General features: G+C 39.1%; 16 protein-coding genes. 13 read left to right on the forward strand and 3 right to left on the reverse strand.

From position 1 onward, the window contains the following. The first annotated feature begins 64 nt into the window (after positions 1-64). The 5 genes from DRF61_RS01895 to bioA all read left to right on the forward strand — a co-directional run bounded on the left by DRF61_RS01895 (position 65) and on the right by bioA (position 4,870). Complete coding sequence (locus DRF61_RS01895) at positions 65-688, forward strand: hypothetical protein (RefSeq protein ID WP_111953470.1); 624 nt, start codon at positions 65-67, stop codon at positions 686-688. After that, on the forward strand, positions 681-1,781 hold the full coding sequence (locus DRF61_RS01900; protein ID WP_111953472.1) for an aminotransferase class I/II-fold pyridoxal phosphate-dependent enzyme: 1,101 nt from the start codon (positions 681-683) through the stop codon (positions 1,779-1,781). The genes DRF61_RS01895 and DRF61_RS01900 overlap by 8 nt, the downstream gene beginning before the upstream one ends. A 49-nt stretch (positions 1,782-1,830) precedes the next feature. Next, on the forward strand, positions 1,831-2,445 hold the full coding sequence (gene bioD / locus DRF61_RS01905) for a dethiobiotin synthase (protein WP_111953474.1): 615 nt from the start codon (positions 1,831-1,833) through the stop codon (positions 2,443-2,445). A gap of 2 nt (positions 2,446-2,447) precedes the next feature. Next, positions 2,448-3,434, forward strand: coding sequence for a biotin synthase BioB (gene bioB / locus DRF61_RS01910; RefSeq protein WP_111953476.1), 987 nt, complete (start codon positions 2,448-2,450; stop codon positions 3,432-3,434). Positions 3,435-3,547: 113 nt separating this feature from the next. Beyond that, on the forward strand, positions 3,548-4,870 hold the full coding sequence (bioA, locus tag DRF61_RS01915) for an adenosylmethionine--8-amino-7-oxononanoate transaminase (protein WP_111953478.1): 1,323 nt from the start codon (positions 3,548-3,550) through the stop codon (positions 4,868-4,870). On the opposite strand, the gene DRF61_RS01920 is transcribed toward bioA, so the two are convergent. Next, entirely contained in the window at positions 4,824-5,141 is a 318-nt protein-coding gene (locus tag DRF61_RS01920; RefSeq protein WP_111953480.1) for a winged helix-turn-helix transcriptional regulator, read from the reverse strand. The genes bioA and DRF61_RS01920 overlap by 47 nt on opposite strands. A 92-nt stretch (positions 5,142-5,233) precedes the next feature. Here DRF61_RS01920 and DRF61_RS01925 point away from each other — a divergent pair, with 92 nt between their 5' ends. Together DRF61_RS01925 and DRF61_RS01930 are read left to right on the forward strand one after the other, a co-directional pair. Then, entirely contained in the window at positions 5,234-5,995 is a 762-nt protein-coding gene (locus DRF61_RS01925; protein ID WP_111953482.1) for an MBL fold metallo-hydrolase, read from the forward strand. A 92-nt stretch (positions 5,996-6,087) separates the two neighbouring features. Then, a complete protein-coding gene (locus DRF61_RS01930; RefSeq protein WP_228452526.1) occupies positions 6,088-6,795 on the forward strand; it encodes a DUF421 domain-containing protein in 708 nt (235 codons plus the stop codon). 53 nt (positions 6,796-6,848) lie between these two features. Here the strand turns inward: DRF61_RS01930 and DRF61_RS01935 are convergent, their stop codons facing one another. Next, on the reverse strand, positions 6,849-8,054 hold the full coding sequence (locus DRF61_RS01935) for a CynX/NimT family MFS transporter (protein ID WP_228452524.1): 1,206 nt from the start codon (positions 8,052-8,054) through the stop codon (positions 6,849-6,851). A gap of 72 nt (positions 8,055-8,126) precedes the next feature. On the opposite strand from DRF61_RS01935, the gene DRF61_RS01940 reads away from it, so the two are divergent. Next, positions 8,127-8,909, forward strand: coding sequence for a helix-turn-helix domain-containing protein (locus DRF61_RS01940; protein WP_111953484.1), 783 nt, complete (start codon positions 8,127-8,129; stop codon positions 8,907-8,909). Positions 8,910-8,984: 75 nt separating this feature from the next. Here DRF61_RS01940 and DRF61_RS01945 read toward each other — a convergent pair whose 3' ends face one another. After that, positions 8,985-9,329 (reverse strand): mannan-binding lectin, encoded by a 345-nt coding sequence (locus DRF61_RS01945; protein WP_040995112.1) that lies wholly within the window; start codon positions 9,327-9,329, stop codon positions 8,985-8,987. A gap of 636 nt (positions 9,330-9,965) precedes the next feature. On the opposite strand from DRF61_RS01945, the gene DRF61_RS01950 reads away from it, so the two are divergent. From DRF61_RS01950 to DRF61_RS01970, 5 genes are all read left to right on the forward strand, one after another. After that, on the forward strand, positions 9,966-10,574 hold the full coding sequence (locus tag DRF61_RS01950; RefSeq protein ID WP_111953486.1) for a hypothetical protein: 609 nt from the start codon (positions 9,966-9,968) through the stop codon (positions 10,572-10,574). Positions 10,575-10,659: 85 nt separating this feature from the next. Beyond that, positions 10,660-11,835, forward strand: a complete 1,176-nt coding sequence (locus DRF61_RS01955; RefSeq protein WP_111953488.1) for an MFS transporter — start codon at positions 10,660-10,662, stop codon at positions 11,833-11,835. A 10-nt stretch (positions 11,836-11,845) separates the two neighbouring features. Next, entirely contained in the window at positions 11,846-12,628 is a 783-nt protein-coding gene (locus tag DRF61_RS01960) for a siderophore-interacting protein (RefSeq protein WP_111953490.1), read from the forward strand. A 40-nt stretch (positions 12,629-12,668) separates the two neighbouring features. After that, entirely contained in the window at positions 12,669-13,238 is a 570-nt protein-coding gene (locus tag DRF61_RS01965) for a Crp/Fnr family transcriptional regulator (protein ID WP_111953492.1), read from the forward strand. 71 nt (positions 13,239-13,309) lie between these two features. Further along, a complete protein-coding gene (locus DRF61_RS01970) occupies positions 13,310-14,002 on the forward strand; it encodes a hypothetical protein (protein WP_111953494.1) in 693 nt (230 codons plus the stop codon). Positions 14,003-14,159: the final 157 nt, after the last annotated feature.

A 14,159-nucleotide genomic window follows, 5' to 3' on the forward strand; every position in this document is an offset into this window, starting at 1 on the left:
ATATTAAAACTGGCACCTTTTAATGGTCCGGCAATATACTAATTTTGGTTCAAAATAAAAATCTATGGAATTTCAACAACTGCTTGAAAGAATTGTACAGGATGACGGAACTCATGCCAAATGGCTGAACACGCTTTCGTTCATGGAAAATGCCGGTGCCAGAAAGATCTCTAAGTGTGAGCATCCGGTTTCTGTCACGCTCATTCAGCTGAAACATGCTGCCGAAGAGCACCGTCACGCTTATTATTTGAAAAAACAGATCGGAAAGATAGATCCCGAATTATGTAAAACCTATGCAGCAGACGAACTTCTGGCCCCAGTTGCCACCCGACAGTATCTTCATTCTCTGGATGTAAAGGCTTGCAGGTATCTTCAGACCGTATTTGCCCTGAATAAGGAAGAGTTGAAATATGCAGCTTATCTTTTTGTGACTTATGCCATTGAAGTTCGTGCAGATGAGCTCTATCCGGTTTATCAGGATATTCTGACCAAGGAATCTTCGAGGGTTATGGTGAAATCTATTATTCTGGAAGAAGAAGGGCATCTTGAGGAAATGATCAATCAATTAAATGAATTCTCCGCAGACTGGAAATTGCATGCAGAAAATATCCTGACGATAGAAAAAGAACTGCATGATGAGTGGATCAATGCCATAGCAGAAGAAGTTTCACAGTTGGATTATGCTTAAAAAATTTCAGGAAGCGCTTGAGAACAGAAAAGAAGCGGGCATATTAAGAACGTTAAAGCCAAAACTTAATGGTATTGATTTTTACTCTAACGATTATCTTGGCTTGACAGGAAATGAAGAACTTCAATTACAGTTGCTTCGGAATGTTCAGGAAAACCCTAAGCTTCTTTCAGGAAGCTCCGGTTCAAGACTGATCAGCGGAAACAGCAATATTGTTGATGAAACAGAAACGTACATTGCTGAACAGCATCAATATCCAGCAGCTCTTCTTTTTTCTTCCGGTTACAATGCAAATCTGGCTTTGTTTTCTTCACTGCCGGACCGTCATGACATGATTATTGTAGATGAGCAGATTCACCGTTCAGTTCATGATGCCTGCAGAATGTCACATGCTAAAAAACTAAAATTCCGTCACAATGATCCGGAAGATCTGGAAAGTATTCTGAAAAAGCAGACCGGGCCCTGTTATATTGCTATAGAAAGCCTGTATTCGATGGATGGGGATCTTGCACCCCTTCAGGAAATTGCAGCATTAGCCAAAAAATATAATGCAGCACTGATTGTAGATGAAGCCCATGCTTTTGGTGTTTTCGGATATGGCCTGATTGAGAAGAATCAGTTACAGAATGATGTTTTTGCCGCCGTAATGACTTATGGAAAAGCTTTAGGAGCCCATGGTGCAGCTATTTTGTGTGATGAAACCATAAAATCCTATTTAGTGAATTTTGCATCTCCTTTTATCTATACCACTGCTGCTCAGGATTTTTTATGGATGGCTATTCAAACAGGCTATGAATTCTTAAAGCAAAAACCAGAACTGTCAGAAAGACTTCAAAAGAATATTGAAATTTTCAGGAATCAAAATATTAAAACCCCATCTTCAGAATTGAGCCCGATACAGGCCGTATTGATGCCGGATAATCAACAATTGAGAAGTTTACAGAAAACACTATCTGATAATAATTTCTTAACCTACGCCGTCTACAGTCCCACTGTAAAAGCAGGAACCGAAAGACTCAGAATATGCCTTCACAGCTTTAATACTGAAGAAGAAATTGTAGAACTCACGAGAATTATTAAAGAATTTATTTAAGATGAATCAATAAACACCAAACCCCGAATCTTTCAACCTGTAACATCAAATGAATCAAATATTTATCACCGGAATCGGCACTGAAGTAGGAAAAACAGTATGCTCCGCTGTTTTAACACAATATTTTAAAGCAGATTACTGGAAACCTGTGCAATCCGGGGATCTCGACTATACGGACAGCCATAAAATAGAATCATGGACAGAGAATACCGTCTGCCATCCGGAAACTTACCGTCTTCAGCTGGCTGCATCACCACATCAGTCTGCCAGGGAAGAAAATATAGAAATCAGTTTAGATCAGTTTCAGCTTCCCAAAACAGATAACAAACTAATCGTAGAAGGAGCGGGAGGGCTTATGGTCCCGCTTTCGGATGAGATTTTTATGATAGACCTTATTGAAAAACTTAATCTTCCTGTAGCGTTAGTCGTCAGAAATTATTTAGGATGCATTAACCACACTTTACTTTCCATCATGGCCTTAAAACAAAGAAAACTTAAGCTGGAATATTTGATTTTCAATGGAAATTTCCCTCCAGATACCGAAAGAGTGATCTGTAACTTTATGAAAAGAGAAACCAGAACTATCTACATTCCTGAAATCGACCAGCCAACTAAAGTCAGCATTAAAGCTGCCGCAGAACAATTAACAAAAACAAATTTATGATAATGGATAAAAAAACAACCATCAGAAACAACTGGACAAAAGAAGAAATAGAAGAAATTTATCACCAGCCCTTGCTGGAACTGATCTATAAAGCATCAACAGTACACCGTGAATGGCATGATCCGTCAGAAGTACAGATTTCCACCTTATTATCCATCAAAACGGGAGGATGTCCCGAAGACTGCTCTTATTGTGGTCAGGCTGCCCGTTACCATACTAATATCAAAGTGCAGGCATTGCTTCCGACAGAAACCGTGATTGCCCACGCTCAAAAAGCAAAAGACAGTGGCTCTTCCCGTTTCTGTATGGCTGCAGCATGGCGTGAAGTCCGTAACAACAGAGATTTCGACAGGGTAATCGATATGGTAAAAGGCGTAAATGAGCTTGGACTGGAAGTGTGCTGTACGTTAGGAATGCTTACCGAAGAGCAGGCCATTCGTCTTCAGGAAGCAGGTTTATATGCTTACAATCACAATCTCGATACTTCTGAACAGTATTACGAAGAAATTATCTCAACCAGAACCTTTGATAACAGAATCAATACCATCAATAATGTAAGAAAAGCAGGAATAACGGTATGTTCAGGAGGAATTATAGGACTTGGAGAAACGCACAGAGACAGAATTTCAATGCTTTTAACCTTAGCCACCATGCCAAAACATCCGGAATCAGTTCCCATCAACGCCTTAGCAAGAGTAGCAGGAACGCCGCTTGAAGACAACGAAAAAGTAGATACCTGGGAAATGGTCAGAATGATCGCTACCGCCAGGATTGTCATGCCTTCCTCCATGGTGAGATTAAGTGCCGGACGTATTGAAATGAATGAAACAGAGCAGGCGTGGTGCTTTATAGCCGGAGCCAATTCCATCTTCACAGGAGAAAGAGAAACACTATTGGTAACCCCTAATCCGGGGGTTTCCGAAGACATGCAGATGCTGGAAAAACTGGGCCTGAAACCGATGAAGATGAAAGAGAATAGCTGTTGTTAATGAGTTTCGGGATGAAGGGGTACCAGTTACAGGTTATAAAGCTACAATTGGCTTATGGAACGATCATCTCCACTAACTTCTAACCTCTAATTTCTAACTTCTAATTAAAAAAAATGAATACATCAATACAATCTCTACAGTCAAGAGATAAAGCCGTCAACTGGCATCCCTACACGCAAATGAAAACAGCAGGAGATGCAGTGCCTATAGTACAAGGAAAAGGCGTCTATTTATATGATGAGGAAGGAAAAAAATACATTGATGCCGTTTCATCCTGGTGGGTGACTTTGCACGGTCATGCTCATCCCTATATTGCAGAACGTGTTTTTCAGCAGCTGAATACTCTGGAACAGGTTATTTTTGCGGGATTTACGCATGAACCGGCTGTTCAGCTTTCAGAAAACCTGTTGAACCTGCTTCCGAAGAACCAGAAAAAGGTTTTTTATTCGGATAATGGTTCAACGGCAGTGGAAGCAGCGCTGAAGATGTGTATTCAGTATGCTTATAATTCAGGGAAAGAAAAAACGAAGATTCTGGCTTTTAAAAATGCTTATCACGGCGATACCTTCGGGGCGATGTCTGTGAGCGGGAGAAGTGTCTGGACAAAACCTTTCGGAAGTATGCTCTTTGAGGTGATCTTTATCGATATACCTAACGCAGAAAATCTGGAAAGTTTAAAAATTCAGATTAAAGATCTGGCAGAAGAAACAGCCTGTTTTATCTATGAACCATTGGTACAGGGCGCAGCAGGAATGCTGATGTATGAGGCCAAACATCTGGATGAACTGATGAAATTCTGCAGAAGCAAAGAAATTCTGATGATCCAGGATGAAGTATTCACAGGTTTCGGGAGAACCGGAAAACTGTTTGCGGCCAATCACCTTACGGAAGTGCCGGATATTATGTGTTTCTCAAAAGGCCTCACCGGAGGAACAATGCCTATGGGAATTACCACCTGTTCGCAGGAAATTTTTAATGCCTTTTTATCTGACGATAAGTATAAAACCCTGTTTCACGGACATTCTTTTACGGCTAATCCTTTAGCGTGTACTGCGGCTCTGGCCAGCATGGAGCTTTTATTGCAGGAAGAAACATTAGCAGCCATTGATCGTATCAACAACCAACATTCCGATTTTTCTAAAATTCTTTCAAAGCATTCACATGTTGAAAATGTACGTCAGACCGGAACCATTCTGGCTTTTGAGTATAAAACAGATCAACATACTTCTTATTTTAACCAGATTGGAAAGGTTCTCTATGATGAATTTCTCAAGCGCGGGATCATTATGCGTCCGCTGGGGAATGTTATGTATCTGGTTCCGCCGTATTGCATCACATCAGAAGAACTTGATTTTATTTACCGGAATATTTTGGAGGTATTGAATACTTTTAAGAATCAAGATCATTGCCCCATGCATGCAGCTGATCAAGAATAGGACCTAATTTCCGGGCTTTATCAGTCACCTTATAATAGACTTCAGGAGGAAAATTATAGACTTCAATCCGTTGAATGATATGATTTTCCTCCATCTGTTTCAGCTGCTCCGAAAGCACTTTCTTTGAAACCCTTGGCATTTTACGCCACAATTCTATAAACCGTACCTGATCTTCCTCAAAAAGATTCAGAAGGATCAACGGTTTCCATTTTCCGGAAAGAATATCAAGGCTTCGTCTAAGCCCGCAGTTTTTAAATTCTTCAAAATTCATCGGTAACTTTTATATATATGGTTAACCTTTTGGTAACCGTCTATTATTTACCTTTGGTTTAACCATAGTTTTGCAAGACAAAATTAAACAAAATGAAACTGGAATTATGGCGTAATGCCACATTACTGCTCCAATTAGGAGGAAAAAATATTTTAATTGATCCCATGCTTGGGGCAAAAGGTTCTTTGGGAAAGCTTCCAATGACAGATAGCGAACTGCTGAATCCCTTGGTTGACCTTCCGTTCAGTGAAGAGGAATTAAAAGATAAACTGTCAAAAATTGATGCGGTAGCTGTAACTCATCTTCATCCCGATCACTGGGACGAAAAAGCTATTGAATTTTTAGATAAAAATATTCCTGTAATCTGCCCTGAGATCATTGCAGAAAAGATAGCCGAGTCAGGTTTTAAGAACATAATTTCTATTAAAGACAGTATCATCTGGGAAAATATCAATATTTCAATTACAGAAGGGCAGCACGGAACCGGAGAAATAGGGGAGAAAATGGGTAAAGTAAACGGATTTGTCTTTAAAACAGAAGATCAAACTCTCTATGTCGTTGGTGACAGTATCTGGTATGAAGGGATTGCAGCAGAGATCGATAAGCATCTGCCTCAGCATATTGTTGTAGCCGGAGGTGCAGCCACTTTTGCAGTGGGAGATCCTATTATTATGACCAGTGAAGACATCATCAAACTTTGTGAATATGCACCCAATGCCTCCATCTTGGTCACGCATCTTGAAGCAGTCAGCCACTGTAAGGAAAACCGTGAATACATTCAGAAGAAGATCAATGAAAACGATCTGGAGAACAGATGCTTAGTTCTGCAGGACGGGATGGAATATTCTTTATAATTAATTTAAAAGAGTTTAAAATCTATTAATCTTTAAGAAGAATGGGTTGGGGGATGGCTCATTTTTTGGATACCTTCTCTAAATTAATTTCTATGCTATCCCTATTTCTCTTAGAACTCAACTGGAAAGAATTATTTCTGGGACACGAAGAATGGTCTTTTCTTCTGGAAATCATATTACGGACTATGATCATGTTCCTGGCCATTATTATTGGCCTGAGAATTTTAGGAAAAAGAGGGGTAAAGCAGCTTTCTATTTTTGAGCTGGTCGTTATTATCGGTTTAGGTTCTGCGGCTGGTGATCCTATGTTCAATAAAGATGTTGGTATTATTTCTTCCATTCTCGTTTTTATAGTCATCATTCTTTTATACAGCATTGTCACTTTTTTTATAGGAAGAAGCAAAAAATTTGAGAAACTGGTGGAAGGAAGTTCCATCTGCCTGATCAAAGACGGTGAATTTGCTATTGAAAACTTTAAAAAAGAAAACTTGGGAAGCGATGAATTTTTTGCAGAGCTCAGGTTGAAGGGTGTTTCACAGCTTGGGCAGATTGAAACAGCTATTGAAGAAATTTCCGGTGAGATCAGTGTATTTTACTATGAAGATAAAGATGTAAAATACGGCCTTCCCATTATGCCGGATTCATTAAAAAATCCATTAAAAATAATTCATAAAGAAAGTCAATATTCATGTATCTTCTGTGGACATACCGAATTTAAAACGGAAGGAAATACAGCGCACTGTCCTAAATGTAAAAAAGATGACTGGATAGAAGCCAGCAACAAAAGAAGAATAACTTAAATCAGACAAACATTGATAAAAGGACTGTATCTTTCCGATACAGTCCTTTATTTTTAATCTTCCACACATTTATTCCTGGCCGCCTTCATTCCGAAATAAAACATCAGGATAACAGCGAAACTCAAAAAATAAAAAGAGCTTTTCCAGGACGCATCCCAGTCATGAAGTTTTCCAAAAACCGGAGGCCCGAATGCAGCAATCAGGTACCCCACAGACTGTGCCATTCCGGATATTTTTACCGCATTGGCGCTATTTTTCGTTCTTGTTGAAAAAAATAGAATAGACAGGCTGAAAGACAAACCATTAGAAATACCGATAATGACAGCATTAGCATAGATCCATTGCGACTGCAGCCAGACGAACATCATCGTACTTCCGAACATTAAACTGCAGATAAGTATGATCAGGATCCGCTGATCCTTCATTTTCCCGGCAATAATCGGAGCACAGAAAGTAATCGGGATCATGGTAATCTGAATAAAAAACAGGACCCATCCCGCATTTTCACCTTCCATTTTACAATCAGTAAGAAATGAAGGCAGCCAGGCCATCATGCAGTAATAAAATAAAGACTGCAGCCCCATAAATACACTGATATTCCATGCCTGCGCAGATTTAAACATATTAAAATCAGAAACACTTAAAGCTGCTTTTGCCTGTCCCGGATTCTTTTTATTGAATATCAGTTCCAGGATAAGGACAAAAAGTCCCAGTCCGGCAATGATCAGCCAGATTCCCAGGGAGCCTCGCCATCCGAAGCCTGTCCATTCTCCGATCCTTACGCTGAAGCCTGAGGCTAATGCAGCTGTAAGATTCATAGAAACTGCAAAAATTCCGGTCATCAAACCGATCTGTTTAGGAAAATTATTCTTGATATAACCCGGAGTAACTACATTTCCGATACAGATTCCCAAACCTATAAACACAGATCCTGTGAAAAGAGTCCATAGAGATCCCGTAATCCTTAGGAACAGTCCGAAACTTAAAATAATCAGGGAATACATCAGAAACCGGCTGATACTGAATTTATGTGAAAATCTGCTCACTAAAACGGAACATGTTGCAAACATAAACAGTGGAATAGAAGTAAGTAGGCTCACCTGGAAACTATCCAGATTCAAAGCATGCCGTATATCACCCAATACCGGGGAAACAGAGATAATAGGAGATCTCAGATTACTGGATACCAGGATCACAACCAGTATATTGACCACCATCAGAATATAAGAAGCATTCTTTCTTGATTCGCTCTTCATCATATAATTAATATTTGATGCAAAATTAATTCAGCAGTTTTATTTAATTTTGCCAAAGTTTTAACGTAAAACGACATGAATGTTCACGACACAATAGATATTGATCAGCTGAAGAAGCCGTATTTTGTCTGGTTTGAAGAAGGCTGGCGGCATGATGACATTCTTCATTCTCACCAAAAAGGCCAGCTCGTATATGTAGAAAGCGGATTCCAGTATATTACGGTCGACGGGAAGATCTACCTTCTTCCTCAAAACCATGCAGCCTGGATTCCTCCGGGTGCCATCCATAAAACCAATTCACACTCTGAAAAAATTAAACTGATGATCATGTTCGCCGATGTAGAAAAAAGCAGTGCTTTTCATCATAAGATTAATGTTTTTTCCGTTCCTCCTGTTCTGAAAGAAATGATAAAGTATGCAGAAAAATGGTCAAAAAGCATTTCAAAAGATCCTGATGAAGCACTTTTCTTACAAGCACTTTTTAATGAGCTTCCTCATTTTGTGGAACATTCCTTACAACTTTATATCAGACTTCCTGAAGATAAAAGGTTATCTAAATCTATTGAATATCTTCACAGTCATTACCAGGAGCACGTAAGAATGGAAGATCTGAGTGAAATTTCAATGCTTTCCTTACGCACAATAGAACGCATTTTTAAAAAGGAGACCGGAATGACGCTGGCCAAATACCAGCAGATACTAAGAATTATTAAAAGCCTGGAACTGCTGAGCTCCGGCGACCATACCATTTCCGAAACAGCATACAAAGTAGGGTATAAGAGTGTTCAGGCCTTTACAAGAAGTTTCCAGTCTGTAATGCAGTCCAGACCTACGGATTTTATAAAAACTACTCAATAATTCAGCGTAAAATTATTATCAGAGCAAAAAAAATCTCCAGGTTGCCCCGGAGATTCATATTAATCTAAATAAGTTCTAGAACTTAAATGTGCATCCGCAAACGCTCATTTTACCTTCAACAACCGTAGTCCATTGTCCGTTCCAGGTTCCTCCGTAAGAAGCACAGATTGAAGGGCATATTTCTTTAGCATCTTCGTTGCTCCAGATTGGTCCTGCTAAAACGTCCATAGTATATTCTGTGCTTCCTGATGGTTGCGTATCATATTCAACTTCGATAACGCTCATCTGACCTTCGACAATAGTGCTCCATTGTCCAGTGAATTTTCCTAAATGTGCCGCAGCAATACGACCTCCGATTTTTTGTGCTTCATCATTGCTCCAAAGCGGACCTGCAATGATATTGATTTTGAATGTTGACATGGTGTAATGTTTTTAAGTTGTTTAACATTACAAAGTTGTCACTTTAATGAGATATATGATAGCGTAGAAAATACCAAATTTACCATTCCGTATTTACACTTAGTTGCAAAAAATCATAGGCTAAAATGAAAAAGGTCCCCTAAAGGAGGAGACCTTAAAAAAACACAAATGATGAAAAAAAATTATTTCGATTTACAAATATAAGTAAAAAATATATTATGCAAAACATCATATAAGCATAAATATTAAAAAAACATTCATTCTAATTAAAAATAAGGACTCGTTCAATAATGCTTTTCTTACCATTAACCGTGAAATTTAATAATCATATATTATGATAAAACAAAAAATAAATTAAAAAGATTCTAATAATATAAATGGTACAATTGAATAATTTCGTCCAATGATGCAGGAGCAATTAAAAAAAGGTCAATAAAATATTTTGCCATGCTGTATTCTTACTGTTTTTTCTTTCTCCATTTTCTTTACGACCCTTATAACAGTTAAATCCATTTATCCCGATCCATTTAAGTTTTAACATCAGCCTCTCCATCGAGAGGCTTTTATCATGGGATTATGATCGTGCTCATAAAGAAACACTTTCATATTTTATAAATTAGTATAAAATCCAGTACAATGAAGCCTAAGCAGATCAACAGAGTTCCACAACAGCAATCCGGTGGATTTCACGATACAGAAAGCCAGAAGCAGTTTGAACCGACACTTTTACCGATCAAGTTTGATATTTTAAAACAAAGATTTTTTTCAGTGAGCCGTTGGAAAAGCTATTGCGGTGAAGGATTTGCAGCCTTTAAACTTTATGATTCAAAAGGAAATATTGCTGAAAGACCACCTCAGAAAGGAGATTTTATGAGAATTGATATTCCCGGACCGGGAGAAACTGAAGCCAAAGGGTATGACTGGGTAGAAGTTACTGATATCTGCTTTCAGGAAGATAACTATTCGGAAAGCATTTTAATAACGTGCAGACCCTCCATAAATCCTCAGGACAGAAAAAACAGTCATATTGCCCATTTTTACAGCTCCATAGCAACCTCAACTTTTATGATCGCGAGAACGCCTACTCATCTAAAAGCCGCAGTCTACGGACGGAATGAAACGCCGAATTTTAACGCCGGATATATTGATGTTATCAGAAATCTTATGGTTGCCGTAGGAGGAATGATGGGAATTTCTAAGGTCCAGTGGAAAAAGCTGACAGATGGTTTTCTGGATTTTGAATAAATTCCTGTAGGTTGTTTTTTGACTTAAGTCAAAGTTTTTTTTTGTCTGTAACAGGACATTTGCACCGAATATTTTAAACAAAATTATGAGTGCAACATTAGAAAAAGGACAGACTATTAATTTCTATACAGCCACAATGCCTATTATCCTATCGGTATTTGCCATATATCTTACGATAGGAATTTCTTTAGGTGTGCTTCCGAAATTTGTCCAGAACAATTTAGGATTTAACAGTATCATCATAGGAATGGTAATCGGGTTACAATCACTGGCAACACTTTTAACCCGTGCTTACTCCGGAAAAATTACAGATACAAAAGGAGCAAAGAAAAGCAAAATGCTGGGAGTTTTGCTATCCGTTATCGCAGGTATAGCCTATATTCTTGCGGTAAGTTTCCAGGCATCACCCCAGACAGCGCTAGTATTTCTCCTGCTTGCCAGAATGATTCACGGTGTTGGTGAAAGTTTTCTGGTTACAGGAGCATTAACCTGGGGGATTGGCCTTGTCGGGCATCAGAATTCAGGAAAAGTAATGACCTGGAACGGTATTGCCATGTATGCCGGAATTGCTGTTGGTGCTCCGTTGAGTATCTGGATGAGTAAAGATTTTGGAGTGCTTCCGGCATTTATCCTGATCATGCTACTGCCGTTTGTCAGTTGGATTTCCACAGCGAAACTGCCTTCCATTCCTGTGGATAAAGGGCATATAAGAACTCCTTTTTACAAAGTTATAGGAGCGGTATCCGGACAGGGATTAAGCCTTGCATTTTCCTCTATGGCATTCGGATGTATTGCTTCTTTTGTGGGACTGTTTTTTACGGAGAAAAACTGGGGTGATGCGTCACTGGCTTTTATAACTTTCGGGGCCTGTTATGTATTGACAAGAATTTTCTTTGCTTCATTTCCAGACAAATACGGAGGCTTCAGAATCGCTTTTATTTCTCTGATAATCGAAGCTGCAGGGCAGATCATCATCTGGACCTCGGCATCAAAAGCAATGGCTATTCTTGGCTGTGGGCTTACAGGAGTAGGGTTTTCCCTGATTTTTCCGGCATTGGGTGTGCTGGCCATTCAAAAAGTAAAACCACAAATGAGAGGAACAGCTTTAGGCGCCTATGTGGCTTTTGTGGATCTTTCACTGGGGCTGGCGGGCCCGGCTGCAGGTCTTGCTGCGGGATGGTTCAATTATCAGGCGGTGTATCTGTTTGGAGGATTGAGTTGCATCATTTCTATGATCATTTTATTATTCAACAAAAAATAAACTTGAAGCAATGACAAATAATCCAGCTATATCAAGAAAAATACGTTCGGTATTTACCGTTAAAAATAAACAATATCTTAGTCCTCATTTTATCAGAGTAATCTTTAAAATTGAAGAAAATCAGGTTGAATTATTAAGAAACGTACAATCCGGATCCAACAATAAATTATTTATTCCAACAGGTATGACAGATCAAAGTCAGGAACCTTTATTCCTGACCAGAACCTATACCAACCGCAAGATCGATCTGGACAGCCGCGAACTGACGATTGATTTTGCTGTTCATGGTGAAACCGGCCCTGCCTCTCTATGGGCGCTTAATGCAAAACCGGGGGATACATTGGAAATAGGAATGAAGGAAAGCACCCGGCCACTGGTTCCTGATGCAGACTTTTATTTACTCGTTGGTGATGCTACGGCACTTCCTGTGATCTGCGCTGTTGCAGAACTGCTGCCTTCCTATGTAACCGCAAAAATACTGCTCGAAGTTCCCGGAAAGGAAGACGAAATCATGCTGTGTTCAAGAGCAGAACTCTCCGTAGAATGGCTTTATAATCCTCATCCCGAAAAAGGAAGCTGTATTGCAGATCTTGTCAAAAAAATTGAATTTCCCGCTGGAATACTGAAAAAGTATATATATGTCACGGCAGAATACAGTACTGTAAAAGAACTCCGGAGCTATTTTAAAACAGAACTCAACTGGGATTCCCACGGCATGCATGCAGTTTCTTACTGGAAAGCAGGCCAATCGGAAGATGAAACCTCCAAAGACAGGTCGGTACAGGGAGATTGAGCTTTTATTGCTACATTTGCTCAGGACTGATTTCAGATTTATGGAAGAACTATTAGCTTCATACATTAAAAGCAAAATATCGATAACAGAAGAGGAGCTGAACATCATTCTTTCCCATTTCAGACCGATGAAACTGAAAAAGAATGAGCTGCTGCTCGCCAACGGGCAGTCCAGCCAGCGGACTTTCTTTGTGGTTAAAGGTTGTCTCCGGATTTTCTTTATCAATGAAGAAGGCCAGGATTCTACACGGTATTTTGCTTTTGAAAATCAGTTTGCTACCGCACTGGTCAGTTTTATCACATCAGAACCTTCTGATGAATTTATACAGGCTGTGGAAGATTCGGAGGTGTATTATATAACGCACAGCAGCTTTTATCATCTGCTGGATGAGATCCCGCAGTGGGAGAAATTCTACAGAAAATACCTTGAAATGGCTTATGTAAACAATACCAGGAGATTGATGTCTTTTCTGGTGCAGGACGCCCTTGAAAAGTACCGCCAGCTGCTGGATGAAAACCCTATTATCGTACGGAGGCTTTCCAATAAAATGGTGGCTTCCTATCTCAATATTTCGCAGGAAACATTAAGCCGGTTAAAATCAAAACTTTAAGTTTCTTTTTTGACCCAAATCAATGTTTCAGGATCTGACAGTCTGCAAATTTGCAGTCAATCATCAGAACTATGAACAACAGCGAGCGCCAACCTTCAGATATTTTTACAGGCATTATTCTTTCAAAAAATAAAATTGCATACAACACCTTTCACATCAAGGTTCAGAGCCGGGATTTTTCAACGATTCAATATGCCGCAGGATATACCGCCGAAATTTTCCTTTGCGATCCTTATTATAGTCCGCGCAGCAGGAGTCGGGAATATGCCTTCTGGAATTATGAACCGGTTTATCATACTGCGGATTTTGTTATCACAGCAGAAGACAGCAGTGTAAAAGATTGGATGTGTACAGCTCAGGAAGGAGACAGTGTATTTTTTCGCAGATTTTTAAATGAAACGGTGACAGATCATTCCGGGAATCAGTATTTTCTGATAGGAGATCATACAGGTTTATCTTTTCTTTATGAGATTAACAGAGCTCTTGCCGTCAGCAAAAAAGTTGAAAGTTTTATATACAGTAAACACCCGGGCAGACTTTTTCCGGATCTTGATCACAGCTTTCCTTTAAATTTTTCTGTTATCAATCCTTTACATCCCGAAAATATTCTAGAATACATCAGAAAACACTTTCCGGGAAATATAAAAAACAGCAGAGTGTATTTGGCAGGAGGTATGAAAATAAATTCTTTGATATCTGAATTTCTTCAGAAGGAATATTCTTTTGAGCCCAAGAATATCTATTTGAAAAACTTCAGGAGTTGAGTTATCACATTTGAGTACTCCAGAAGGGGAGAAGCTTTGAAACAATGATATTTAACATATTTCCGATATTATAAGTATTATTTAATGCATAGCTAATATTAAAATGATAAATTTAGGTCAATTAAAGTTTTTGGACTGAAGCGCTCATTTCAATATG

Source organism: Chryseobacterium lathyri (genome assembly GCF_003290185.1).
Taxonomy (GTDB): domain Bacteria; phylum Bacteroidota; class Bacteroidia; order Flavobacteriales; family Weeksellaceae; genus Chryseobacterium; species Chryseobacterium lathyri.